Source organism: Halobacteriovorax sp. RT-1-1 (assembly GCF_047085455.1).
GTDB lineage: Bacteria > Bdellovibrionota > Bacteriovoracia > Bacteriovoracales > Bacteriovoracaceae > Halobacteriovorax_A.
Genome location: NZ_JBKIXZ010000002.1, coordinates 64,459 through 89,015, shown reverse-complemented (window position 1 = coordinate 89,015; position 24,557 = coordinate 64,459). Strand labels below are relative to the sequence as shown.

The 24,557-nt window shown below is 36.0% G+C and carries 24 protein-coding genes; 7 read left to right on the top strand and 17 right to left on the bottom strand.

All coding sequences use genetic code 11. The annotated features are described in order from the left end of the window. Positions 1 to 139 precede the first annotated feature (139 nt). From ACMAWV_RS10720 to ACMAWV_RS10710, 3 genes are read left to right on the top strand one after another with little or no spacing between them, the layout of a single operon-like run. Positions 140 to 1,084: a methylenetetrahydrofolate reductase gene (locus ACMAWV_RS10720; protein WP_103217654.1), complete on the top strand. Its 945-nt coding sequence runs from the start codon at positions 140 to 142 to the stop codon at positions 1,082 to 1,084. Further along, positions 1,084 to 4,758, top strand: coding sequence for a methionine synthase (metH, locus tag ACMAWV_RS10715; protein WP_412470394.1), 3,675 nt, complete (start codon positions 1,084 to 1,086; stop codon positions 4,756 to 4,758). The genes ACMAWV_RS10720 and metH overlap by 1 nt, the downstream gene beginning before the upstream one ends. A 9-nt stretch (positions 4,759 to 4,767) precedes the next feature. Then, positions 4,768 to 5,745: a glycosyltransferase gene (locus ACMAWV_RS10710; protein ID WP_103217652.1), complete on the top strand. Its 978-nt coding sequence runs from the start codon at positions 4,768 to 4,770 to the stop codon at positions 5,743 to 5,745. 22 nt (positions 5,746 to 5,767) lie between these two features. Here ACMAWV_RS10710 and ACMAWV_RS10705 read toward each other — a convergent pair whose 3' ends face one another. Continuing rightward, the gene (locus ACMAWV_RS10705; RefSeq protein ID WP_103217651.1) at positions 5,768 to 7,480 is read right to left on the bottom strand and encodes an ABC transporter ATP-binding protein; all 1,713 of its coding nucleotides are present in this window, start codon (positions 7,478 to 7,480) and stop codon (positions 5,768 to 5,770) included. 81 nt (positions 7,481 to 7,561) lie between these two features. On the opposite strand from ACMAWV_RS10705, the gene ACMAWV_RS10700 reads away from it, so the two are divergent. Further along, on the top strand, positions 7,562 to 7,960 hold the full coding sequence (locus ACMAWV_RS10700; protein WP_103217650.1) for a hypothetical protein: 399 nt from the start codon (positions 7,562 to 7,564) through the stop codon (positions 7,958 to 7,960). A gap of 18 nt (positions 7,961 to 7,978) precedes the next feature. Here ACMAWV_RS10700 and ACMAWV_RS10695 read toward each other — a convergent pair whose 3' ends face one another. Both ACMAWV_RS10695 and ACMAWV_RS10690 read right to left on the bottom strand, forming a co-directional pair. Beyond that, positions 7,979 to 8,473 carry a hypothetical protein gene (locus ACMAWV_RS10695; RefSeq protein WP_103217649.1) on the bottom strand — a complete coding sequence of 165 codons (495 nt, stop codon included), beginning with the start codon at positions 8,471 to 8,473 and terminating at the stop codon, positions 7,979 to 7,981. 9 nt (positions 8,474 to 8,482) lie between these two features. Next, a complete protein-coding gene (locus tag ACMAWV_RS10690) occupies positions 8,483 to 8,785 on the bottom strand; it encodes a hypothetical protein (RefSeq protein ID WP_103217648.1) in 303 nt (100 codons plus the stop codon). 114 nt (positions 8,786 to 8,899) lie between these two features. Here ACMAWV_RS10690 and ACMAWV_RS10685 point away from each other — a divergent pair, with 114 nt between their 5' ends. Beyond that, positions 8,900 to 9,679, top strand: coding sequence for an endonuclease/exonuclease/phosphatase family protein (locus ACMAWV_RS10685; protein ID WP_412470395.1), 780 nt, complete (start codon positions 8,900 to 8,902; stop codon positions 9,677 to 9,679). Here ACMAWV_RS10685 and ACMAWV_RS10680 read toward each other — a convergent pair. Beyond that, the gene (locus ACMAWV_RS10680; protein WP_392993557.1) at positions 9,643 to 10,509 is read right to left on the bottom strand and encodes a phosphatidylserine decarboxylase; all 867 of its coding nucleotides are present in this window, start codon (positions 10,507 to 10,509) and stop codon (positions 9,643 to 9,645) included. The two genes, ACMAWV_RS10685 and ACMAWV_RS10680, sit on opposite strands and share 37 nt — an antisense overlap. Before the next feature lie 150 nt (positions 10,510 to 10,659). On the opposite strand from ACMAWV_RS10680, the gene ACMAWV_RS10675 reads away from it, so the two are divergent. Continuing rightward, positions 10,660 to 11,751, top strand: coding sequence for a S1C family serine protease (locus ACMAWV_RS10675; RefSeq protein ID WP_158246846.1), 1,092 nt, complete (start codon positions 10,660 to 10,662; stop codon positions 11,749 to 11,751). Here ACMAWV_RS10675 and ACMAWV_RS10670 read toward each other — a convergent pair. The 11 genes from ACMAWV_RS10670 to lepB form a co-directional block, all read right to left on the bottom strand. Beyond that, positions 11,748 to 12,674, bottom strand: a complete 927-nt coding sequence (locus ACMAWV_RS10670; protein ID WP_412470396.1) for a FecCD family ABC transporter permease — start codon at positions 12,672 to 12,674, stop codon at positions 11,748 to 11,750. The two genes, ACMAWV_RS10675 and ACMAWV_RS10670, sit on opposite strands and share 4 nt — an antisense overlap. After that, the gene (locus tag ACMAWV_RS10665) at positions 12,671 to 13,333 is read right to left on the bottom strand and encodes an ATP-binding cassette domain-containing protein (protein ID WP_412470397.1); all 663 of its coding nucleotides are present in this window, start codon (positions 13,331 to 13,333) and stop codon (positions 12,671 to 12,673) included. The genes ACMAWV_RS10670 and ACMAWV_RS10665 overlap by 4 nt, the downstream gene beginning before the upstream one ends. Further along, entirely contained in the window at positions 13,330 to 14,115 is a 786-nt protein-coding gene (locus ACMAWV_RS10660) for an ABC transporter substrate-binding protein (protein ID WP_412470398.1), read from the bottom strand. Before ACMAWV_RS10660 ends, ACMAWV_RS10665 begins: the two co-directional genes overlap by 4 nt. A 10-nt stretch (positions 14,116 to 14,125) precedes the next feature. Then, on the bottom strand, positions 14,126 to 15,136 hold the full coding sequence (locus ACMAWV_RS10655) for an ABC transporter permease subunit (protein WP_103217642.1): 1,011 nt from the start codon (positions 15,134 to 15,136) through the stop codon (positions 14,126 to 14,128). Continuing rightward, positions 15,133 to 16,158 carry an ABC transporter permease subunit gene (locus ACMAWV_RS10650; protein WP_103217641.1) on the bottom strand — a complete coding sequence of 342 codons (1,026 nt, stop codon included), beginning with the start codon at positions 16,156 to 16,158 and terminating at the stop codon, positions 15,133 to 15,135. The genes ACMAWV_RS10655 and ACMAWV_RS10650 overlap by 4 nt, the downstream gene beginning before the upstream one ends. A gap of 14 nt (positions 16,159 to 16,172) precedes the next feature. After that, complete coding sequence (locus tag ACMAWV_RS10645; RefSeq protein ID WP_103217640.1) at positions 16,173 to 17,822, bottom strand: ABC transporter substrate-binding protein; 1,650 nt, start codon at positions 17,820 to 17,822, stop codon at positions 16,173 to 16,175. 122 nt (positions 17,823 to 17,944) lie between these two features. Then, a complete protein-coding gene (locus tag ACMAWV_RS10640; RefSeq protein ID WP_103217639.1) occupies positions 17,945 to 18,634 on the bottom strand; it encodes a hypothetical protein in 690 nt (229 codons plus the stop codon). A gap of 56 nt (positions 18,635 to 18,690) precedes the next feature. After that, positions 18,691 to 19,374 carry a class I SAM-dependent methyltransferase gene (locus ACMAWV_RS10635; protein ID WP_158246845.1) on the bottom strand — a complete coding sequence of 228 codons (684 nt, stop codon included), beginning with the start codon at positions 19,372 to 19,374 and terminating at the stop codon, positions 18,691 to 18,693. Beyond that, a complete protein-coding gene (locus ACMAWV_RS10630) occupies positions 19,352 to 19,747 on the bottom strand; it encodes a hypothetical protein (RefSeq protein ID WP_103217637.1) in 396 nt (131 codons plus the stop codon). Before ACMAWV_RS10630 ends, ACMAWV_RS10635 begins: the two co-directional genes overlap by 23 nt. A gap of 16 nt (positions 19,748 to 19,763) precedes the next feature. Then, positions 19,764 to 20,207 (bottom strand): hypothetical protein, encoded by a 444-nt coding sequence (locus ACMAWV_RS10625; protein ID WP_103217636.1) that lies wholly within the window; start codon positions 20,205 to 20,207, stop codon positions 19,764 to 19,766. A 641-nt stretch (positions 20,208 to 20,848) separates the two neighbouring features. Further along, positions 20,849 to 21,613 (bottom strand): signal peptidase I, encoded by a 765-nt coding sequence (gene lepB / locus ACMAWV_RS10620; RefSeq protein ID WP_103217634.1) that lies wholly within the window; start codon positions 21,611 to 21,613, stop codon positions 20,849 to 20,851. A gap of 140 nt (positions 21,614 to 21,753) precedes the next feature. Between lepB and ACMAWV_RS10615 the strand changes: the two genes are divergently transcribed. After that, positions 21,754 to 22,146, top strand: a complete 393-nt coding sequence (locus tag ACMAWV_RS10615) for a hypothetical protein (protein ID WP_392993570.1) — start codon at positions 21,754 to 21,756, stop codon at positions 22,144 to 22,146. A 17-nt stretch (positions 22,147 to 22,163) separates the two neighbouring features. Here ACMAWV_RS10615 and ACMAWV_RS10610 read toward each other — a convergent pair whose 3' ends face one another. Together ACMAWV_RS10610 and groL are read right to left on the bottom strand one after the other, a co-directional pair. Then, complete coding sequence (locus ACMAWV_RS10610; protein WP_392993573.1) at positions 22,164 to 22,571, bottom strand: response regulator; 408 nt, start codon at positions 22,569 to 22,571, stop codon at positions 22,164 to 22,166. 329 nt (positions 22,572 to 22,900) lie between these two features. Beyond that, a complete protein-coding gene (groL, locus tag ACMAWV_RS10605) occupies positions 22,901 to 24,538 on the bottom strand; it encodes a chaperonin GroEL (RefSeq protein WP_103217631.1) in 1,638 nt (545 codons plus the stop codon). Positions 24,539 to 24,557: the final 19 nt, after the last annotated feature.

The window sequence follows — 24,557 nt, the reverse complement described above, 5'->3', positions numbered from 1 at the left end:
TCTAAAGTTATCTAAATATTCCATTTACCTGATTCATTCGAATTAACCTAAGGCCCCAGAAAAAGGGGCCCTCGCCTTTTCTTATTGCTCATAAATGATTAAAATAAGGTGTCTAATTTACACATAGGGAAATACACGAATGAAAGTTATCGAGCACATCGACAAGGCGACGAGCCCACTTTTTAGTTTTGAAATTGTACCTCCACCAAGAGGAAAAAATATTTCAGCTGTAACGGATATCGTTAAGGAGCTCTTGCCATTTAATCCGTCATGGATTGACGTAACAGCACACTCAGCAGGAGCATATTATAACGAAAAAAATGATGGCTCAGTTGAGAGAAAGATCTACAAGAAACGTCCGGGAACAGTTGGGATCTGTGGAGTTATTCAAAATCGATTTAAAATCGATACAGTTACTCACCTTTTAACTCAAGGTTTTACCAAAGAGGAGACTGAGGATGCTCTAATCGAACTTAACTACCTCGGTATTCATAATGTTTTGGCCTTACGTGGAGACGCCCTTAACTATAATAAAAAATACGATCTTTCTCGCCAAAGAAATTTCTATGCAAAAGACCTTGTGGAGCAAATTGATAACGTAAAAAAAGGTATCTATCTTGATGATATTTCAAATAGCTTACCTCTAGACTTTTCTGTTGGTGTTGCAGGCTATCCAGAAAAACACTTTGAGGCTCCAAATCTAGCGACAGACATAAAGTACCTAAAAGAGAAAGTTGATGCTGGTGCTGATTATATCGTTACACAGATGTTCTTTGATAATACGAAGTATTTTGAATTTGTTGATAAATGTCGTGAAGCTGGAATCACGTGTCCAATTGTTCCAGGAATTAAAGTCATTAAGAGCATGGGACAGCTTTCAAATGTACCGAGGCACTTCTATGTAGACTTCCCAGATGAGTTCGTAAATGAAGCGACAGAAAATTCAGAACATATTAAAGAAATCGGAATTAAATGGGCAAGAAAACAAACGGAAGAATTACTAAATGCAAATGTTCCTTCAGTTCACTTCTATGTAATGAATGATAGTGCAAATGTTTCAGAAGTTTTAAAAGGTATATATTAATGAAAGATATTCGTAGTGAATTAGAATCAACACTAAAGAATAGAATTCTTTTTCTAGATGGTGCTATGGGAACAATGGTCCAACAATACCATCTAACAGAAGAAGATTTTCGAGGAAATCGCTTTCAAGATACTAAGATAGACTTGAAAGGAAATAACGACTTATTAAATCTTACTAAACCAGAAGTTATTAAAGAGATTCATACAAAATACCTTGCTGCTGGTTCAGATATTATTGAAACAAATACTTTCTCGGCAACGAGAATAGCTCAAGACGATTATCACTTAAGTGAAATTGCATATGAACTAAATGTGGAAGCGGCCAAGATTGCCAAAGCGGCTTGTCTTGAATTCATGAAAGAAAATCCGGAGCGTAAATGCTACGTTGCTGGAGCTCTAGGGCCAACAAATAAAACAGCTTCAATTTCACCTGATGTTAATAACCCTGCTTTTCGAGGTATTACATTTGATGAGTTAGTTGATAATTATTACGAGCAAACAAAAGGACTAATTGACGGCGGTGCCGATCTACTTTTAGCTGAAACTTCATTTGATACACTAAATTTAAAAGCTGCAATTTTTGCAATGAAAAAGTATTTAGATGATAACAACCTTGATACTCCAATTATGCTCTCTGTAACTATTACAGATGCATCAGGAAGAACTCTATCAGGTCAAACTGTTGAAGCTTTTTGGAACTCAGTTGAACATGCTAGGCCATTTAGTGTTGGTATCAATTGTGCACTTGGAGCACAAGAGATGCGCCCATATATTGAAGAGTTATCAAGAGTTTCAGACTGCTTGATATCTTGTTACCCTAATGCAGGACTTCCTAATCCGTTAAGTGATACAGGTTATGATGAAAAGCCAAATGAGACAGCTGCTCTTCTTGAAGAGTTTGCAGAATCGGGGCTCGTTAATATTGTTGGAGGTTGTTGTGGAACAACTCCTGATCATATCAACGCTATTTACAATCATCTAAAAGATATCAATCCTCGCGAAAAACACGATCTCCCTAAAACGCAAAGACTTTCAGGACTTGAACCGTTAAATCTTGATTATACAGGAGAGCGTCCATTCATCATGGTTGGAGAACGTACAAACGTGACAGGCTCACCAAGATTTGCACGCCTTATTCGTGAAGAAAACTTTGAAGCAGCTTTAGATATTGCCCGACAGCAGGTTGAGAATGGAGCAAATATCATCGATGTGAATTTTGACGAAGGTCTCCTCGACTCTAAAGCTTGTATGGTTAAATTTTTAAACCTAATTGCATCTGAGCCAGATATTTGTAAGGTTCCTATTATGATCGACTCATCTAAGTGGGAGGTCATCGAAGAAGGGCTTAAGTGCATTCAAGGAAAAGGGATTGTTAACTCAATCTCATTGAAAGAAGGTGAAGAAGTTTTTAAAGAACATGCGAAAAAGATCCTTCAATATGGAGCGGCCGTTGTTGTCATGGCATTTGATGAAAAGGGACAAGCTGCATCTAAAGAAGAAAAAGTTTCGATATGCCAACGCGCCTTTAAAATTCTAACTGAAGAAGTAGGATTCCCGGCCACAGATATTATCTTTGACCCAAATGTACTAACAGTTGGAACAGGAATTGAAGAACATAATGACTACGCGATAAACTTCATCGAAGCGGTAAGAGAAATAAAAGAAAAATGTCCAGGCGCTTTAACTAGTGGTGGTATTTCAAATATATCTTTCTCATTCCGTGGAAATAATATTGTACGCGAGGCTATGCATAGCTCATTCCTCTACCATGCGATTAAAGCAGGCCTAGATATGGGAATTGTAAACGCGGGAATGCTCGAAGTTTACGAGAACGTTGAACCTGAGCTAATGAAGAAAATTGAAGATGTCCTTTTCAACCGTTCTGAAAGTGCAACTGATGACTTAATCGAATATGCTGAAAAATTTAAAGGTGTAAAATCAAAGGCAAAAGAAGACGATTTAACTTGGCGTGAAGGAAATCTTGGAGAGCGTATCACCCACGCACTTGTAAAAGGTATCGGTAAATTCATTGAAGAAGATGTCGAACAAGCAAGACAAGAGCTAGGTGCTCCCATAAATGTCATCGAAGGCCCTCTAATGGATGGGATGAGAGTTGTAGGTGATCTGTTTGGTGCAGGTAAAATGTTTCTTCCACAGGTTGTTAAAAGTGCACGTGTTATGAAACAGGCTGTTGCATACCTTGAACCATTTATGGAAAAGGATGCTGACGGGAAAAGTAAAAAGAATACATTTGTTATTGCAACAGTTAAAGGTGATGTTCACGATATCGGAAAGAATATTGTTGGTGTTGTTCTCGCTTGCAATGGCTATAACGTTGTTGATCTTGGGGTTATGGTTAGCTGTGAAGAAATTATTAAAGCTGCCAAAGAACACGAAGCCAAATTCATTGGACTAAGTGGCCTTATCACGCCTTCACTTGATGAGATGATTCACAACGTAGCAGAGTTCAATCGTCAAGGTCTTGAAGTACCTGTTTTAATAGGCGGTGCTACCACTTCTAAAACTCATACTGCAGTAAAAATTGCACCTGAGTGTACAAGTCCTGTCGTTCACGTTGGGGATGCCTCTCAAACAGTTGGAATTTGTAATAGCCTTTTAAGTACTAATCTAAGAGATGATTTTTTAAAAGATCTTAAAGAGTCACAAAAAAGAACAAAAGAATATTTTGAAAATAAGAAAGATAGTGGCCAAGCGACGGTTTCATTAGAAGCGGCCCGTGATCACTTAAGAGTTGACCCAAGACAAACATTTGTCGAATTCACACCTCCATTCATTGGCGCTAAGAAGTTTGACGATATTAGTGTTGCTGAAATTGCAAAGTATATCGACTGGTCACCTTTCTTTTGGACATGGGAACTAAAAGGTCTCTACCCTCATATCTTATCGCATAAAGATTATGGAGAAGAAGCCAAAAAACTCTATAACGAAGCTCAAAATATCTTAGACGATATTATTGAGAACAATCGCTTTTCTCCAAAAGCAGTCCTAGGATTTTGGCCAGCTTATTCAAAAGATGAAGATGTTATCCTACTCGATGAAAATATGAATGAATTTGGTACCTTCAACTTCCTAAGGCAACAAAAAGAAAAGACACAAAAAGATCGCCCTTATCTATCTCTGGCCGACTACATCCTACCAAAGGGTGAAAAGCAGGATTATATTGGATCATTTGTTGTCACAATGGGAGATCAAGTTGAGAAGTATGCTAAAACTTTTGAAGAAAGTGGTGATGATTATACTTCAATTATGGTTAAGGCCGTAGGAGATCGTCTTGCTGAAGCATATGCAGAGTTAATTCACGAAAGAGCACGTCAGATGTGTGGAATCGAAGAAGAGCGTGAATTTTCTTTAGATGAACTTATTAAAGAAAAATATATTGGTATTCGACCAGCAGCTGGCTACCCTGCATGCCCTGACCATACAGAAAAAGCGAAGCTGTGGGATTTTATGAATGTACAAGAAAATACTGGCGCATACTTAACAGAGAACTTTGCCATGTATCCTGCTAGTTCAGTTTCTGGCTACATCTTCTTTAACCCTTGTGCTAAATATTTTAATATTCTAAACATTGCCCAGGACCAAATTGAGCATTACTCAAAAGTAAAAGCTCAGGACCTAGAAATAACTAAAAAATGGCTTAGGCCAATACTATAAGGAGCAGAAATGCATGTATGTATCCATCACCATAAAGTTCTTCCAGTAAAGAAATATGGTGGAATTGAAAGGGCCGTTTTTTGGCACATGCTTGAACTAGTTAGACAAGGACATCAAGTAACGTTTATTGGACCAAAAGAGAGTGAAGTAACAAAGCACGGAATCAAGCATATTGTATGGAACAAAGGCGAAGATTGGCAAAAACTTGTTCCCGATAATATCGATATTGTACACGTCTCATTTCCGGAGAAAATTAGAATCGATGTACCATACGTATTAAATGTCCAAGGGAATGGCTTCCCTGGTGAAAAGCATGATCGTAATACGGTATTTTGCTCGAAGTCACATGCAAGAAATCATAATAGTACATCTTATGTAAATAACGCTGTCGACATGAGAGAATACCCTATCAATTACACAAGTAATAAGATAACAGAAATAGAACACCTTCTCTTTCTTGCAAAAGCATCATGGCGAGTAAAAAATTTAAAGCAATCCTTAAAAATAGCTCTAAAAACAAATAAGCATCTACACATCTGTGGTGGAAACTCAATACTTGGAATTCATCCTCTTATCCACAACCATGGTATGGTTGGGGGTGATAATAAGTTGTCGATCATGCAAAAATGCGACGCCTTACTATTTCCAGTTAGATGGCATGAGCCTTTTGGAATTGCCATTATTGAAGCAATGACTCAAGGTATACCTGTATTTGGTTCTAGCTTCGGTTCACTTCCTGATCTAATCGTAAAAGGAACTGGAAGAACTTTTTATAGCCATGAAGAGATTATTCAATACTTTAAAAATGGTGCAGAAGAATTCGATCGAGACTTTATTAGAAATCATGTAATCGAAAACTATTCAATTGAAAGGTTCACAAAGGACTTTGTTGAAAAGTATAAGATTGTTTTAAATGGACAACATTTAAATGAAGAAGAACCAGAATGGATTTATCCATTTAGGGCCGGAAAACGACTACCATTCTAATCAATACCTACTGAGTATGAAGTTAAGACTTCATACTCAGTTCATATAACTTTTTATATTCGCCATCAAGGTTCATTAGTTCATCATGACGGCCTTGCTCAATCATCCTTCCATCTTTTAATACAATGATTTTGTCATAGTTTTGAATAGTTGAAAGCCTGTGTGCAACAGCAATAACTGTCTTATTTTTTGCAAGCTCATTTAACGACTGTTGAACTACTTTCTCTGATTCATTATCAAGAGCAGAAGTCGCTTCATCAAATAAGAAGACATCATTATCCTGAAGATAAGCACGAGCGATTGTTAAACGTTGTGCTTGTCCACCAGATAGTCTTACCCCACGATCACCGATAACAGTTTCTAGCCCTTCTGGAAGCTCTTTAATATACTCTATCGCATGGGCCACTTTTAATGCTTCTTGAATTTGAGCTTCATTGACTTCCTTACCTAGAGTTAAATTTTCTCTTATCGTTGTATTAAACAGGAAGATATCTTGCGAAACTAAGCCGAAATAATGGCGTAGTGATTTTAATTTGAAATCACTTGAATCAATACCATCGATTTTATAACTTCCTTTTTTAACAGGATAAAGTCCAAGAAGAACATTAATAAGAGTCGACTTACCAGAGCCTGAAAGCCCAACTAAAGCAACCTTTTCACCTTTATTTATATCAAAGCTCAAATTATTAATGACCTGATGATCACCGTAAGAGAAGTCTAAATTTGCAAAAGAAATTTTATCACTTAATTCAGAGTGCTCATTTTTACCGTCATCTTTTTCATTTTCAACTTTTAAAAATTTAAAAATACGCTTTTCCGCAGCTTGCGCCTGGCTAATTTTTAAATTTGCTTCATTTGTCTTTCTAATCGGATCTTGGATCATTGCCATAATTGCAATAAAAGTAATGAACTCACCTGTTGTCATTGCATTTCCAGTAATCTTCACCTGAGCAAAAACGATAACTGAAGAAAGGATTAGAGTTGTCATAAATTCAACTAAAGGGTGTGAAATTTGTCTCATTACTTCTGATTTCATTTGAAATTCAAAAAAGCTATTCTGATATCCTTTAAAGAAATCCCTCGTATAATCTTGAAGATTAAAAGCCTTGATAATTTTTTGTCCACCAACACCTTCGCCAATGACATGAGTCATATCAGAAAGTCTCGATTGAACATCTGATTGGTGTGCCTTTACTCTCTTTCCAAAGAAACCGAAAATTAAAAGCATAATAGGAAGAAGTGCAAATGTAACAAGTGTTAGTTGCCAATCAAGATAGAAGGCATATCCTAATAAAACAAATAATGTGATCGGCTCTCTTAATAATGTAAGAAGACCACTTATCCCCTGCGAGTAAATCATCGTATCATTTAAGATTGTTGAAATAACGTCACCTTGCTTAGTCGTCGTATAAAATGAAATTGGAATATCTTGAATCTTTGAATAAATCTTTGTTCTGATTTCACATACAGCATCGTTCATTGCAAATTGCATCCAATAGAAATGAAAGAAGCGAACAGGTAAATTAATAAGTGCAAGTAAACAAGCTAATCCTACAATTCCAAGAATCTCCTCAAGTGTTGATTCTGGCGAAAGCCCCTTTGTGAAAAGAGGATTAATTAGCGCCATTTGACCACCCTTAATTAAGGCCATACCAATACCGAAGATCATACTTCCGATAACTCTGGCGCGATGGCGATGGATTAGTGGCCATATATTTTTAATAGTTTCAAACATGAAAAACCCTTGCTAAATTAGATATAATTAACTTTGCTAGTTTAGAACAAAATAACTCGTTTGCACACCATGTTAGGCACTATGATTGAAAAGTATTTTAGAAGACTCAGAGCACAATATCCAGTGGCCTTCCTTTCTGATGAAAGGCTTAATCTTCTGTTAGAGAATATACATTCTGAAGATGAGATAAAAATAATCTTTAGTTACCTACAAAAGCATCTGAAATCTTCACCAAGTCAGAAAGAAAATGGTGAACTCTTATTTAGTCTTATTGATAAAACTCAATACTCTGTTCGTGCTTGGATTGAGGCCATCCTCACATTTGATTCATGGCTAAAGGAAAATGAAAGAGAGACAGATTTTAAAACAATGATTGGCTATATCGAATGTTCTACACTGTCTCCTGAAAATAAGATTTTAAAATATCAATTAAAAGAACTTGTGGCCAAAATGCTTAATGATTTTGGCTACGTTGGCTAATTTTAGACATTATTAATATTACTTCGCTAAGTTTAAAGAGCTATTAATTATGTCTGAATAATTACCATGTCCCCAAAGTAAAACCTTTTGTTTTTTCACAATATTATTTGAACTTTTTTTGTAATTACGCTGAAGCTCCTCAACAAAACTATTTAACTGATCAAGCATTGAATTAAGAATAAGCTCTTCTGTTTTGTTTACATAAACTTTTTGAAGTTTTAATGATCGATTTTCTTTCTGACTAAAATAATTTTCTACAATTGAACTGGCCACTTCATTTACTTCTTTTCTGACATTCTCTACTGCATTTGCAATCATTAAACCTTGGGCATCTTTATTAAGCGAATATGTACTATCTTGCCTCTTTAGTATGCCCTTCTTATTTAAGCGAACACACAAGCTCCCCACTAAAGATAAACTCATTCCTGTTTCATTAGAGATTTGAAATATTGTTTTTTGAGACTTACCACAAACTTCTAAAATTGCTCTTTCTACCATTAATAAACGTGACATATTCTCTCCCTATAACCCTGTTAACTTTCTAATAAAAAACTTTTCTTCTAAGTTACTCACAATTTCATTACAGTCGTTACGACTTAAGCTGAATGAATGCTTTTCTAAGAATTGAATTAATGAACTGAGTTCCGAAGAATTAATCTCTAGCTTTTCCTTTATCTTAAAATACTCACTAGTTCTCATTTCTGCGCCATTCATTAATCTAAATAGACGTGTCGTTTGCATCTGAAACATCTCTCCCAACTGCTTGTATGTATGCTTTGGATAACGTTTTTTAATTTCTTTAATTAATTGCTCTTGTTGAACCATAAGACCTCCTTAACTGGCCCATTTTTAATAAAAAAGTCAGTTTTTAACTACTTGTGTCGATTGCGGAGTTTTCTATTTTTCTATTGATGAAAAATATGTTTTCATTAATGGAATATGTTTAATTTCACTGTAATTTCTTCAAATATTCGATTTAACAACCCTGCCGATGGAGTTCATTCATGGGATGGGAGACGTGTTATCCTTGCAAACGCACTGAATGCCTATCGACCAGATGTTATTGGAACCCAAGAAGGCTGGGAGCCCCAATTAAGAGATTTCCAAGAGCTCTTAGATGGACTTGAGATCATTGATTCAAATCGTGAGTGGATTGAAGATAGAATGTATCCTTCTCTTTATTATCGACCAGATATCTTTGAATTAATAAATTCAGGAGACATTTGGCTTTCTGAAACACCTTATATTGCTGCGTCGAAATCATTTGGAAGTGCATTTCCAAGACTTTGTACATGGGCGATTCTTAAGGCCAAGGAAAATGGAAAACACTACTTCTTTGTGAATGCTCATTTAGATCACCTTGAATCTGATACACGAAAGGAACAAATTAAAGTCCTAATTAGTGAAATTGAAAAAGTAAGAGCTGACTATCCTATTATTTTAACTGGAGACTTTAATGAGTCACCTTTTGAAAAAGTTAGGAAAGTACTAGATGAAAGTGACCTCAATCTTACTGATCCATGGCTAGACCTGGGTCATGAAGAGTGTGAGAGTCATCATAGCTTCAAAGGATTTCGTGAAGATGGTTCTCGAATTGACTGGATTCTTCACTCAAAAGATACTTTAAAGTGCGAAGAAATTCACCTTCATAAAGAAAGCTCTGAGGGGATTTACCCATCAGATCACTTTCCAGTTTGTGCAACTTTATCTGCTAAATGAATATAAGTTTCAATTCCGTTCTTTGTATTATTTAGGATATCTGATGTTGGTGACCACTTACCTTTCTCACCAATAACAATGACAGTAGAGCCACCGAATAAGAAATAACCTTTCTCATCGCCTCTTTTAAATGTTGTTAAATCACTTGATTGTACAATACGGCCAACCATCGTTGCACCAACTTCAACGTATGCAATTTTGCCAAACTCTTTAGTTTGCATAACTGTTACTTCACGGATATTTGTAGAAAAAATATCATTTTTCTTACGTAGAGCAAGTGGGTTTACTGAATGATATCCACCACCAATCTTGTAGTAATCAATCACTTCACCATCTAGAGGATAGTGAAAACGGTGATAATCAACAGGACATAATCGAGCGAGAAGAAGTGGTCCATCTTCGAAAACACTTTCCCACTTAGAATTCTGTAATAACTCCGTTGAATTTAAAAATTTGCCCTTAACCGGTATCTTAACTTGGTTATTAATTGATTCATATCCAAAGTATCTTGCTTCAGCAAACGCAGACATCGAATCAGCTTCATCTAAGAATGGCCTCTTTCCTTCTTTAAACCTACGAATAAAAAATTCATTGAAGCTGCCATAAGGGTCATCTTTTGAACGTCCTTCAGTTGGAAGGAAATCATCCATATTTATTTGATAATCTTTTACAAATTTTGGAACCTTATTCTTAGTAAAGTTCATATTTTGAATTTCGCCATACATACACGAGACAATTGATGAAGTAATTGCACCAGAGATTAGCTTTCCAAGAGGATTTCCATAGAGGAAATTAATAGCAGTATCCCCGTAAACTTTCTCCACTTCCATTTGATTTGTATAACGATTAAAATAATTAATATCCACGAGTGACCTCAGAATTCTTACAGAAATTTGACATTTCTGTGTTACAAAATTTTTTATACTATGATTATATATGTATAATGAGATGAGCGTCAAAAAGAGATAATGAGGAATATTATGAAAAGCAATTTAAGGCCATTCTTTTTAATTCTTATTCTACTAACATCCCTAAATTCAAAGGCTTTGTTTGATGAAAATAAGGCGATATTAGAAAGTGAACGTAATACTATTTCAGTGTTCGATCGTTCAGTGAATTCAGTCGTAAATATTTCGACCCTAGGTCGTATGAGAGCAAGAAGTGGCTTCTTCTTTTCGATGACAAATAAACAAGTCGTTAAAGGTGAAGGTTCAGGATGGGTTTGGGATGATAAAGGGCACATCATTACAAACTTTCACGTAGTCGAAGGTGGAGATAACTTCTTAGTAAGATTTAATAACAATAAAAAAGAATATAAAGCAAAACTAATTGGAACAGAGCCAGCAAAAGATATTGCTGTCTTGAAGTTATTAGAAATCCCAAGAGATATTAAGCCACTAAATCGAGGAGACTCTGATAAAGTTAGGGTTGGTCAAAAGGCCATTGCTATTGGTTCGCCATTTGGTCTTGATGCAACGGTAACAACAGGGATTATCTCGGCTAAAAATCGAGGAATTCAAGGCATTGGTGGAGTTGAAATTAGAGGAATGTTACAAACAGATTCTTCAATTAACCCTGGAAATTCAGGAGGACCGCTATTTGATTCTTCAGGAAATGTAATTGGTGTCAATACAATGATCTTTTCAAACTCTGGCTCATCGGCAGGTGTTGGTTTTGCTATTCCTATAAATATTGTAAGTAAAGTAGTGCCACAAATAATTAAATACGGAATTGTGAAAAGACCAGGTCTTGGTATAGCCATTGCTGAAAAAAGAGAGCTCTCATACTTCTACGGTATTGATGTTGAAAAGGGACTTCCGATTCAAAGTGTTCGACCAGATGGGCCATCTGCAAAAGCGGGATTAAGAGGTCTAGAACAAGATCCACGTACAAGAAGTATTATTCTAGGAGATGTTATTTTAAAGATTGATGGAAAAGAAATAAATGATTTCGATGATATCTTTAATACTCTTTATGAATATAAAGTTGGCGATAACGTAGAAGTTCTTTACAGAAGAGGTTCTGCACTTAAAAAGGCCATCGTAAAACTTGAAGAAATAAAAAGAAATTAAGATTCGCTTTGTTTAAATAGTTGGAGTGCCAGAACAGGTGCTCCAACACACGCCGTAATTGCACCAATTGGTATAATACTATTTGCCAAAACTATTCTTGAAATAAAATCACATAGTACTAAGAAGCCACCCCCTAAGATAAAAGTAGGCATTAAGCTTCTTTCATAGTTAGCACTTACAAGTCGCCTTGTAATATGTGGAATAATCAAGCCAACAAAACCAATCGGGCCACATTGCCATACGACAACTGCAATTAGTATATTTGAAACAAGTATTAGTGTTGCATTTACCTTACGAGTTGGCACTCCCCTCGTTTGTGCAAAATCTTCTCCAATAGAAATTAGAGTTAAACTTCTCTTATGAATAACAAAGAAAATTAAACCTAAAATATATAATGGTGCTGTATATAAAAGACCCTCAAACCCTACAATTGAAAGACTTCCCATCATCCAGCGGATTAGCCTAGCAATGCTTTCATTTCCAAGTATACTTTGAACAAAGACTATAGCACTTGATGAAAAGATAGAAAGACAAACTCCAAATAATAATACTCTTTGAGACGAGAACTTATTCAAATAGAGAAATAATAAGATTAGAAGAAAGATTGATGAAAGAGCAATATAAGCCCCTAAAGAAAAAGAATTAAATCCAAGCTCCGCAATAGCAAGCCCAAGGGCGGCCACACTCGAAAAGCCAAGAGTATATGGAGTAGCAAGTGGGTTTCTAAAAATTACCTGTGTTGTACTCCCTATTACAGAAAGTATTCCACCAACTAAAAATGCTAAGTAAACCCTAGGGAATCTCAAGTTCTCTAGGATATAAAGTCCCTGCTCGTTTAAGTCAATAATTCCTTCTCGGCCTATGAAAGGAGTAAGTGTTACCGCTAAAATAACCGCAATATATAAGAGGATTGTTTTTTTCACAGAATATACCTCTTATTATCAATCACGTGATAGTTAAAATTCTTATGAAATATCTTATCAAAGATTTTTGTCGACACGGCTTCATCTACAGTCGAATCAAAACTCATTTGAGAGTCTTCAAACGCCACAAGACGATCACAAATATTTATAATGAAGTTAAAGTCATGGGAAACAACAAAGCAGCTTTTTTTATACTCTTGAAGAAAACAACTCAGCCTTTCAACGTAAATTGGATCTAAGTAATTTGTGGGCTCATCTAGTAAAGTAAACTTACAGTCATAATAAAAGGCACAAATCAGATTAAGTCTTTGCCTTTCTCCACCGCTTAATGTTGACACTCTTCTAGTTAGAAGATTTTCAAAGTTAAAGTGTTTAATTAATTTTTTAAGATAAGCTAAGTCTTGCGCCTTGCTACCCCTAGCATAAGACATAACTTCTTGCGCATCCATATCAGTTTGGATTGAAGCACTATCACCACAATACGCAACATCCCCCTCAACAAGACATTTTCCATTGAAATCAACAAGATTAGCAATTGCCTTTAGAAAGCTCGATTTCCCTGCACCATTTGGGCCGATAACTCCACAATGGCCTGATTCAAATGAGAAGCTATTCACTGATAGCCTATCTTGAATTGATAATTTTTCACAATTAATCACTTCAAAATCTCCCTTAAATCTTTAACTAACGATAATGTCCTAGGTCCCAAAACAACCGCATAATCTTTTTCGTATAGATAAATTTTATCTTTAAAATAAGAATTCTTCCAATCTTCTTCTGACTTTATTTTACGATCTGATATTCTTAGAATTAAATCGAAATTAGAAGTCAGTAAGCTCTCAAGACTCCTTAAAGGGTAACCTGATTCCGCTACAATATTTTTTGCACCTAGTTTTGTTAATATCTCATGATAATAATTATCAATACCGATGGCCCTAACCTCATGTAGTTTACCATCCTTAAACTTTTCATCGATAATCATCAGAACTCTCTTACCTTTAGATATAGGTTTTAAAAGAGATTTCAGTTCATTAGAAAACGCTTCGATTTTCTTATCTTTGTTAAGCTTAAACTTTTCGTTAAAAACTTTAAGCATCCCTACTGCATCATCAAGTTTCTTATATGGTGTAATGATGACATCAACGCCTAATTTTTCTAAATTATTTTTGACTCGTCCGCCTTGAACTTCAGCAAGCAGAACAGACGTGATTTTGTCTTCTACAACCTTCTCAAGATTAATTTCAAATGAAGACCCATAGCGTGGCAAACGCTTGGCTTCTTCTGGAAAATTACAATAGTCAGAGACTCCAACTAACAGTTTTCCAGCATCTAGATAAAACATTGACTCAGTAAAGCTTGGAAGAGTTGAAAGGACTCGAAAATTTTGTGCGTGAGAATTAAAGAAAAGAATGGCGGAGAATACTAAGATGAATATTCTCACGCCAACCTCATTATTTCATTTTTGGATCTAGTGCGTCTCTTACTCCGTCTCCAATAAGTACGAGTAAGAATAAACTAGTAAATAGTGCAGCTGAAGGATAAACAGCTAGCCACCATGCAATTCTAAAGTTCTGGTGAGCTTGGTTAAGAAGCTCTCCCCAAGAAGGTGTAGGAATTGCAAGACCAAACCCCAGGTAATCAAGTGAAGCAAGACCAGAGATACCTGCAGCAATTGAGAAAGGTGCGAAAGTAATAATCGGACCTAGAGAGTTTGGAAGAATATGCTTAACGATAATACGAGAAGTTGATGCTCCCATACCACGTGCAGCTTCTACGAATTCTTGCTTTCTATTCTTTAAGAACTCACCACGAGCATAGTAACTTACTCCCATCCATCCAAAGATTGATGAGATGAAAATTAGAAGCGTTAGTGTAGGCTTAAAGATCGAAATCATCGTAAGTAGTAATAAGAATACTGGAACCGTACTAAAGATTTCAACAACACGCTGACCGAAGAAATCCACTTTCCCACCAAAGTAGCCCATTACACCACCAAAGAATACACCCATGATAGTTGAAAGAAGCCATACTAAGAAAGCATAAGCGATTGAGTACTTGTATCCATATAGTAGTCGAGTGAATACATCACGACCTCTATCATCTGTTCCCATGATATTTGTCTCACTAGGTGCAGCTGGATATTCATATACATCACGATTTGATTCATATGGGTCCCACTGTACAAGCGGCCATACAACGCTATCCATATCTAAAGTTCTGTAATTCGTAACATAAACGTTCGTAATTCCAAATTCCTTTGGATGATAGTCTTTAAATACAGGAAAGTAAGACTTTCCTTGGTACGTCATATAGATTGGCTTACTATTAGCAATCAACGGTGCCGAAAGTGTTAAAAGTACAGAGAAGAGAAGAAGTACAATAGAAACTACTGCAGACTTTCTTTTCTTAAAACGTCTCCATCTTTTAAGTGTAAGTTCATTTTCAATAAATTTTTCAATCATGAGAAATCAATCCTTGGATCAACAACAGTGTATAGTACGTCACTGATTAGGTTACCTAAGAACATAAGGACAGTTTGAATAAAGAACAGTCCCATAATTACGTTATAATCTCTTTCTAGAAGTGATTGGTAACCAAGTAGACCAATACCATCTAGGTTAAAGATTCTTTCAATAAGAAGAGATCCAGCAAAAAATAGAGATAGGAAGTGTCCGAATCCAGTAACAATTGGAATTAGAGCATTTCTTAAAGCGTGCTTATAGTAAACTTTTCTATCCGCTAAACCTTTCGCTCTTGCTGTACGGATATAATCTTGTGAGATGACATCAATCATCGAGTTTCTCATAAGAAGAGTTAGTACAGTAAACTGTCCTACCATATATGCGATAAGAGGAAGTACAAAGTGCCAAACTCTATCTTGGATTTGCCCAAAGATACTTAAGTCATCATAGTAATCCGAAACAAGGTCTCCAATTGGGAACCAGTCAACAAATGTATCCCCTGCAAAGTAAACAAGAAGTAAGATACCTAGCATGAAAGATGGAATTGAATAAAGGCCAGATAAAACAAACGAAGACACGACATCAAATCGAGATCCACTTTTAACTGCCTTTAGAACTCCAAGCGGGATACACACCAAATACGATAGTATGAATGAGACCAATCCAAACTGAATTGAAACCGGTAGCTTACTCATTACAACGTCCATTACTGGCTCTTCGTATGTAAATGACTCACCAAAATCTAGAGTAGCTAGATTCTTTAGCCAAATACCATAACGAACGTATAGTGGCTTATCAAAACCATATTGTTTCTTAAGGGCCTCAACAACTTCTTGAGATACAGCACCATTATTTGAACTAGTATCAGTTGTCGTTTGACCAACTCCACCAAATCTCATTTGCTGAAGCTTCTGCTCGATTGGAGAACCTGGTGCAAGGTTTACCATCACAAACATAAGGATACTGACCCCGATCAACGTCGGGATCATAATCATTAATCTTCTAAGGATATAATTAAACAAGTCGTCTCTCCTACTTATTTAGCTGGTTTAATCGACCACTTACTTCCGTAACCAACTCCGTAAATATAAGTATCTTTCTCTTTTTGCATACGCTCAGTATGTCCGTAGAAAGTATAACGGTCGTTAAATAGGAAGATATATGGGTAGTCTTCAGCAATTAGCTTGTATACTTTTTTAAGCATTGTCTTTCTTGCTTCTTTATCAAGAGTCAGTTGAGCTTGATCAATTAGCTTATCAACTTCTTTATTTGAGTAAGAAATAAAGTTAGAACCATTGTTAGCTGCTGAATCTGAGTGCCAAATTTGTTTTGGATCCCAATCTAGTGATCCACCAGACCACGCAAGAGTTACAGCATCAAAGTTTCTCTCATCAAGAGCTTTAATGAAAGAGTTCCACTCAATGTATTTTACTTCAATCGCAACACCAGCTTTCTTTGCATCTTGTTGATACATAGTTAAGTATTTTGAGAAAGTTTTAGATGGGTTTAAGATTGTAAAAGCAAGCTTAGTCTTCTTACCATCAATTGTTTTATCAAGAACAGCATCACCGTCTGAATCTTTCCATCCATCATTCTTTAGGATCTTAATTGCTTCTTCAACATTAAAAGGAATCGCTTTAACGTCTTTGTTTGCATATTCAGATTGAACGTATAGAGGACCAGTTGCAAGAACAGAATATCCGAAACGGAATTTCTTATTCATCTCTTCACGGTTCATAAGATAGTTCATTGCTTTACGAACTTCTTTTGATTTAAAGATTGGGCTCTTAAAGTTCCAACCAACAAAACCGTAACCTTTAACTGATTTGTTTTCTGTTTTTACTTTTAAAACTTCTTTACCCCATCTTGGGCCATTAGTTTTTTGTTCGTATTCTTCTGGTGAAAGTGAGTTAAAGTCTAAGTCACCTTTTTCAAGTCTCTGAATAGCAACAGAAGACTCATTAATAAATCTCATGAAGATTTCACCATATGAGTAATCATTCTTATAATTATCTGTCTTGTATCCCCACCAGTCTTTATTTTGAACTAGAGAGATACCTTTACCTCTTCTAAGCTCTTTGAAGATATAAGGACCTGTACCAATAAGAGTTTTATTAAGTTCTTTTTCTTCTTCTTCAGTTGGGTTTTCATAAATATGCTTTGGAACGATTGCAAGGTATCCACCACTAGCAATAGACATTAGGTTACCAAAGTACTTTTTGTTGGCCTTAAAACGAATTGTTCTTGGACCTTCAATTACAGCTTCTTTAAAGTTAGCAAAGTAAGACTTCATGTGAGCTGTCTTATACTTGTTTTCTGGATGAGTTACTGCATCAAAAGAGAATTTTACATCTTCAACAGTAAATGGCTTTCCATCATGCCACTTTACACCTTCTCTAATTTTGAAAACAAAATCATAACCATCATTTTCAATTGACCATGATTCAGCAAGACCTGGTTCCCACTCATTTGTATCAATATTTTTGTTAAGAAGACCTTCTAAAACATAACCTTGAACATTTGACGAGTAAGCATCAGTTGATGATAACGGGTTCAGTGTTGTAGGAGTACCACTTAGATTGTAGTAAAAAGTGTTGTTTGATTTTTTAGCTCCACCACTTTTATTACACCCTACTACTGACAATAGAAGTGTACTTAAAAGAAGTAAAAAGATTCCTTTTTTCATAAACTTATCCTTTTTATATTTAGCGAGTCACAATATAAAATTTTACACCAAATGGCTAGAATGCACATTAGGATGTACGCGTTCGTCTGTCTAGATGCTAAAATTATTTACAAAAGAGATAATTATTTTGTGATGTAATTCCTCGGATCCAAAGACCAGCGGTCTTCTTTAAGATTTTTAGACTCAATGCGATATTGTTGTAATTTATAATCGACTTCATTCAATCGTGTTTGAATACCTTCAGTGTTACGAACAAGCTGTTGATGGTCATCTTCGAGTCGACGCAGCTCATCACGCCATTCTTTCTCAAGTTTTTGTCTCAATAAATCATAGCGAGCATTGATCGTTTCGACTCTTTGCGTATAAGTAATTAGGTCTTTTTTATTGCGACTAATTTTTGACTCAAGGGCCAATTTTTTCTTCGCAAGAATTTCAATTAACTCATTACCCATCGCAACATTATTAACAAGATCCTGTGAATAAAAATTATAATAACGCCCCGTCGAAAAGGCAGAGTTACGATTGCACTCGTCATATTTTGGTACTCGTACCAACAAGTAGTGACTAGTTCGGCCCATCACAATGGCCTTACACTTAGAGGATTCTTGATGAAGACCCCAGAGATCGAGTTCATCTAATTTATTAATATATTTGATATTATCAAAATCGACTTTGAAGCGTACGAGTCTTGCGCTTGGTTCAATATGCGAGACTCTCCCAGAAAAATAGCCTAGGTCTTTATTGAATTCGAGAATATTTGCATAACAAACAATTCCACTCAAGAATGTGGCAACTAAGATGAAGTACTTCACTCTCTCCATTGTGCCATATTTAATTATTTTAGATAGTTGCGGGAAAGAGATGCCTTTTATTCAGGCTTTTTAGCAATTATTGATTGAGTTAGCTCGGAGCTTTGTTGTGGCTCTTCATATTTTAGAATTTTAAAATCATTAAACATCGTTAATAGTTCTGCAGGTTTTAAGAAATATGAATCGACACTCTGCTCTTTATATTTCTTCTTATGTGCAGTTGTATACCCTTCATAAATAATAACCCCACCAGGCTTTAGCCACTTTTTAAGTTTATTAGATACTTCACGGTCAACATAATAGAAGCAAATTATCGCATCTAAAGATCCTGCGGCGATTTTTAAATCATCAACAGATTTATGAATAGTCTTGATACGAACACCAGCTTGTCTTGCAAGCCTTAGTGATTTATCAATTGCCACTGAGCTGATATCAACACCTGTTACTTTATATCCCTTTGTAGCAAGAAAGACCGCATTTCTTCCTTCACCCATCCCAATATCTAGAACAGTAGCTCCTCGAGGTATATGCTGATAATTTTTTGCTAAAAAATTTGCAGGAGACTTCCCATAAATATAGTCGTGCTGAGCAAACTTCTTATCCCAGATATTTGAGGCTTTATCTTGAACTCTTTGACCTGTTAGTAACTCATAACGAGAACCAGATATGCTTTGGCGTGCAAAGGTGTCTTGAAATAAACAAGATAGTAAAATAATGAATTTAAGCAATTGCGCTTTCTTCATGAGTCTCAAGCTCCGCATTTAAATAAAGATTTAGTTGTTCATACTTGTTTTTCACCATTTTTACCATAGCATGGACTTTATCTTCAATAGTTGCGGGCATATCTTCTGTATGCGCGAGGTACCAATGGAGGTCATCCACGGTATTATAGAAATCTTCAAGATTGATAATCAGCTCTTCAGATAAAAGCATTAACTGCGCAACTGTTATCGTTTTAAAATTAGATCTAAAAATGGCATTGAAGTGTTCGCGTGTTCGCTTCATCGATAAGATTTGCAAATACTCTCTTTCGCGGTGAATGATTTTATCTGCAAGTCTAGCAGCATCTTGTCTAAGAATAATAAGTAAGCGACTTACTTCCTTTGAAACTCTCATTCTCTCTCAATCCCTTTTAATACTCAGGTAACTTTGCTCTTCTTCCACCTGGCCAGCGAGAAGAATTTGTCACAAGTTTGCTGAACATTTCTTGTCCCGCACGATCGGCCATACGAAACATACTAACAGGTAGTCTTTCTTGAAAAACTTTTTTTGTTTTTAAGATGGCATCATCATGAGTTATAGCAAATGAACTATACTCAAATAGTGTGATACTTCCCTGTCTAAGCATGAAGTTCATATATCTCTTTAATAATTTATTATAATTAAAAAGTGCACGAATATCTCGGATACAACAAATAACAAATTGATGCTCCTTCATTCTAATCGACTTAAAGTCATCAAGTTTCATTGGAACTAGTTTCATTCCAAATTCTGAAAACACACGAGACATATAAAGAAACTCTTCTCCTAAGGCTCGTTCAAATTGTAAATAGATGACATAGTTTGACTTTCTCACAATGAGCCCATCGGTTCATTGCAAACGTTAATTAAAGATGAATAAGATTGTGGAAAAAATTGCCCTAAAACGTAGAAAGGCCGAGAGCACTCCTTTCTTAAAACCACACACGTTACTCTCGGCCTCTATAAGCTTTGGGTCAAATCATAGGGAGAGAGGGATGTCTCCAAAGCTTATCTATAACTTCCATGTTTTCTTCGTGTCCTTCCGTGGACACTCTAAATAAACAACAACTTTTAAAAGGGGCCTAGAGGTGGTTTGATTAAGCTTCGTGCTTTTTACAATTCTGTTGCCCTTTCCTCTAGGCCCATTTTTCCTGAAAGCGACCTTACATTCATAAGTGTAACTCTCAGTTTCCATAGCAACGTCCTATTGCTAATTCCCAAAATCGTCCTAATCTTGGGGAGGCCCCCTGGCCTCTGGATACTTATATATAAGCAGGTAGCGTGCCAAAATTGACAAATAATAGATTCAATAACTTACAAAAACTTTACAATTGAAGTGTGCAAAATGCCCCACAGGCCGCACTATAGAGAAATCAATGGTCCTACAAAAACAAGCACTTAACATAGGACCAAAAAGGAACTAGTACCAGAGTACTTTCCTTTGTGGCCCCATAGCAAATTTATTGTCAGGAAAATTTAAAGAGATGTACCGATTCGACTTGGTCTAAAGTGGAAAGGTTTATCTGACCAAGGGTACACTAGCGACATCCAAACCATGAATGCCTTACCGCGAATATTCTTTACAGGAACAAATCCCCAAACACGTGAGTCACTTGAATAATCTCTGTTATCACCCATGACGAATACGTGTCCATCTGGAACAGTAACCTTTTCTTGATTTAGATGCCTAAAGAATGTTGGGTTTTCACCAACCGTAAACTTCTTCTCGCCAATTTGTTGATAATAGAACTTCATATCTTCAGGATTAAGAGAAGGCTCTTTATCGTAAAGACCTCTTAGCTCTTGATCTTTTTCACCTTCGATCGCAGTCTTTTCAACTTTCTTACCGTTAATAAATAATTCATTTTCATATACTTCAATCGTATCCCCAGGTAAGCCAATTGTTCTTTTAACAAAAAGGATAGAAGGATTAATTGGATATTCGAAAACAACAATATCACCACGTTCAGGGAGCGATTGCCCACCGATATAAATAGGATTAAAGAACTCCGTAAATGGAACTTTAAACCCGTAAGACATCTTATTAACAACAATTGAATCACCGATAGCATTTGTCGGAAGTAGTGATCCTGTTGGAATGTGGTAGTGGTCAACAAAAGTAGATCTGAAACCAAATACGATTAAAATAATTTTAATCCATGATAGCGCTTCATCTTTAAACCATTGACCTGAAAGAAAAGCAGGTTTCTGCTCCTCAACTTCTTGTGCTTTATTAAACATATTTCCTCACTTTATTAACTTAAAAAATTATAACGAGTTGTCCCTAAAAAGTATAAGGCTAATTGCGTTAGACACTTTGGTTGCACATCCTTTAAAAAGCTGCATAAAATAATATTATTCATAAAACTTAGGGAGGAATTATGAAATCAGCTTTAGTTACGATTGTATTTTTATTTTTTACTATTCTAAATGTTAGTGCATCAAGTGAACAAGAAGCATATTTTCCATCACACTGTTCTAATTTTGGAGACAAAGTAAGCTATTCATTCACAAGTTGTATTAATTCAAACTTTAGACGAGCAGAATTCGAAGTACCAAATCTATTCTTACAATATTGCAGCAACTTTGGTGATGACTTAAGCTTCTCATTTGAAAGTTGTGTAAACAATAATTTCAGAAGAATTGAAAGTGAATTAGGAATGTTTCTGAGCCACTGTATGAATATTGGAAGAGGCGTTAGCTACTCTTTCGTAAGTTGTGTGAATCGCAACTTTAGTGACATCAGTTACGAATTAAGAAAACAAGATCAGTAAGAATAAATCATAGCGGCCTAAACGGCCGCTTCTATATTTAAAACAGATTTCATTTTATCTTCTAATACTGTTGCGGAAAAAGGTTTGAGTAAGTAATTATTTGCACCTAATTCAATTGTTCTTCTAATGATTGCAATAGAATTTTCAGAACTAACCATAACGACAGGCAAGTCGGCCATCCTTTCATCAGCTCTAAGTTGAAAGAGAAAATCAAGTCCATCACAGTTTGGCATATGCACATCACAAAAAACTATTTGATAGGGAGAGCCACTTTCATGGGCTTCGATTACTTTTCGAAGTGCCGAAATACCATCAACAGCTTCATTAATATTCTCTACTCCAATATCATTCAAAATACTTTTAACTGATTTTCTAATATAATCGAGATCATCAACAACAAGTGCTTTTATACTTGAATACTCCATGAACTTTCCCCTTAAAGTGAACTCTTTCGTAATAAATATTATATCGGAATCCAATGAAAATTCTTTATTTACTTAAGATAAGCGGTGTAAAGCATTGAAAACTAGAGTCCTTAAATAGGATGGGTTTGAAAATAGGCGCCTTGAAGAGTTGGCTTTTAACTAGTCACTCTCAAAGAAGCAAGTAGTAATATAAAAAAAAGCCTGCATAAAAGCAGGCTTATTTTTACTTAAGTGAGTCCCCTCGCGCTGGGGCAAACCGGTGAGATAGGCGTTCCAAAAGATGGGCGCCTACCCCGCATCAAATCTTAGCTTCGCTAAGATGCTGCGGGTTACATCATACCAGGCATTCCGCCCATTCCACCCATTGGAGGCATCGCTGGACCGTCTTCCTTAGGAATATCAGCAATCATTGTTTCAGTTGTAAGCATAAGTCCTGCAACTGAAGCAGCATTTTGAAGTGCTGAGCGAGTAACCTTAACTGGATCAATAATACCAGCAGCGATTAGGTCTTCATATCTCTCATCACGAGCGTTGAAACCATATTTTGCATCTTCGTTCTTCTTAACTTCGTTAACAACAACAGAACCTTCAAGTCCTGCGTTTGTAGCAATTTGTCTAAGAGGAGCTTCAACAGCTCTTTGAACGATTTTAATTCCGTGCATTTCTTCTTCTCTATTTGCTTTAAGATCTGCAAGAACTTGAGCAGCTTTAACAAGAGCAGAACCACCACCAACAACAATACCTTCTTCAACAGCAGCTCTTGTTGCGTTTAGTGCATCTTCAACACGGTCTTTCTTTTCTTTCATTTCAGTTTCAGTTGGAGCACCAACGTTAACAACTGCAACACCACCAGAAAGCTTAGCAAGTCTTTCTTGTAGTTTCTCTCTGTCATAGTCAGAAGTTGTTTCTGCAATTTGTGCTTTAATTTGGTTAACACGTGCTTCAACAGCAGCTACATCACCAGCACCATCTACGATAGTTGTATTTTCTTTATCAATTGAAATTTTCTTAGCCGAACCTAAGTGCTCAAGAGCAGCTGTCTCAAGGCTCATTCCTAGTTCTTCAGAAATTACAGTACCACCAGTAAGTGCTGCGATATCTTTAAGCATTTCTTTTCTTCTATCACCGAATCCTGGAGCTTTTACAGCTGCAACATTCAGAGTTCCTCTTAGCTTATTAACAACAAGAGTTGTAATTGCCTCACCTTCAACATCTTCAGCGATGATTAAAAGTGGTCTTGAAGTCTGAACAGCTTTTTCAAGGATTGGAAGAAGTTCCTTCATGTTAGAAACTTTCTTATCAGTGATTAGGATATTTGCATTATCAAAAGAAACTTCCATTTTCTCTGAGTTAGTTACAAAGTATGGAGATAGGTAACCGCGGTCAAATTGCATACCTTCTACAACATCTAATGTTGTTTCAGCTGTTTTTGACTCTTCAATAGTAATAACACCATCTTTACCAACTTTATCCATCGCTTCCGCTAGAAGTTTTCCGATTTCATTGTCATTGTTAGCTGAGATTGTACCAACTTGTTCAATTTCTTCGTTAGTCTTGATTTCTTTTGCAACAGCTCTTAATTCAGAAACGATTTTCTCAACAGCAGTATCGATTCCTCTTTTAAGATCCATTGGATTGTGACCAGCAGTTACAAGCTTAGCACCTTCCGTATAGATTGCTTGAGCAAGAACAGTTGCAGTAGTTGTACCATCACCTGCGTCTTCGTTAGTCTTTTGAGCAACTTCTTTAACCATTTGAGCGCCCATATTTTGAAAGTTATTTTCTAATTCGATTTCTTTTGCAACAGAAACACCATCTTTTGTGATGTGTGGAGCACCAAATGATTTTTGGATTACTACGTTTCTCCCCTTTGGTCCAAGAGTTACTCTAACTGCATTTGCAAGTTGATTAACACCTTCAAGGATTAGTCCTCTAGCTTCTTCTGAATACTTTAATTCTTTTGCCATCTTTTTATCTCCTGTATAT

Excerpts from the sequence above, each read along its gene's own strand:
- ACMAWV_RS10720 (WP_103217654.1), top strand. The coding sequence starts at position 140 with ATGAAAGTTATCGAGCACATCGACAAGGCGACGAGCCCACTTTTTAGT.
- metH (WP_412470394.1), top strand. The coding sequence starts at position 1,084 with ATGAAAGATATTCGTAGTGAATTAGAATCAACACTAAAGAATAGAATT.
- ACMAWV_RS10710 (WP_103217652.1), top strand. The coding sequence starts at position 4,768 with ATGCATGTATGTATCCATCACCATAAAGTTCTTCCAGTAAAGAAATAT.
- ACMAWV_RS10705 (WP_103217651.1), bottom strand. The coding sequence starts at position 7,480 with ATGTTTGAAACTATTAAAAATATATGGCCACTAATCCATCGCCATCGC.
- ACMAWV_RS10700 (WP_103217650.1), top strand. The coding sequence starts at position 7,562 with ATGATTGAAAAGTATTTTAGAAGACTCAGAGCACAATATCCAGTGGCC.
- ACMAWV_RS10695 (WP_103217649.1), bottom strand. The coding sequence starts at position 8,473 with ATGTCACGTTTATTAATGGTAGAAAGAGCAATTTTAGAAGTTTGTGGT.
- ACMAWV_RS10690 (WP_103217648.1), bottom strand. The coding sequence starts at position 8,785 with ATGGTTCAACAAGAGCAATTAATTAAAGAAATTAAAAAACGTTATCCA.
- ACMAWV_RS10685 (WP_412470395.1), top strand. The coding sequence starts at position 8,900 with ATGTTTAATTTCACTGTAATTTCTTCAAATATTCGATTTAACAACCCT.
- ACMAWV_RS10680 (WP_392993557.1), bottom strand. The coding sequence starts at position 10,509 with ATGGAAGTGGAGAAAGTTTACGGGGATACTGCTATTAATTTCCTCTAT.
- ACMAWV_RS10675 (WP_158246846.1), top strand. The coding sequence starts at position 10,660 with ATGAAAAGCAATTTAAGGCCATTCTTTTTAATTCTTATTCTACTAACA.
- ACMAWV_RS10655 (WP_103217642.1), bottom strand. The coding sequence starts at position 15,136 with ATGATTGAAAAATTTATTGAAAATGAACTTACACTTAAAAGATGGAGA.
- ACMAWV_RS10645 (WP_103217640.1), bottom strand. The coding sequence starts at position 17,822 with ATGAAAAAAGGAATCTTTTTACTTCTTTTAAGTACACTTCTATTGTCA.
- ACMAWV_RS10635 (WP_158246845.1), bottom strand. The coding sequence starts at position 19,374 with ATGAAGAAAGCGCAATTGCTTAAATTCATTATTTTACTATCTTGTTTA.
- ACMAWV_RS10630 (WP_103217637.1), bottom strand. The coding sequence starts at position 19,747 with ATGAGAGTTTCAAAGGAAGTAAGTCGCTTACTTATTATTCTTAGACAA.
- lepB (WP_103217634.1), bottom strand. The coding sequence starts at position 21,613 with ATGTTTAATAAAGCACAAGAAGTTGAGGAGCAGAAACCTGCTTTTCTT.
- ACMAWV_RS10615 (WP_392993570.1), top strand. The coding sequence starts at position 21,754 with ATGAAATCAGCTTTAGTTACGATTGTATTTTTATTTTTTACTATTCTA.
- ACMAWV_RS10610 (WP_392993573.1), bottom strand. The coding sequence starts at position 22,571 with ATGGAGTATTCAAGTATAAAAGCACTTGTTGTTGATGATCTCGATTAT.
- groL (WP_103217631.1), bottom strand. The coding sequence starts at position 24,538 with ATGGCAAAAGAATTAAAGTATTCAGAAGAAGCTAGAGGACTAATCCTT.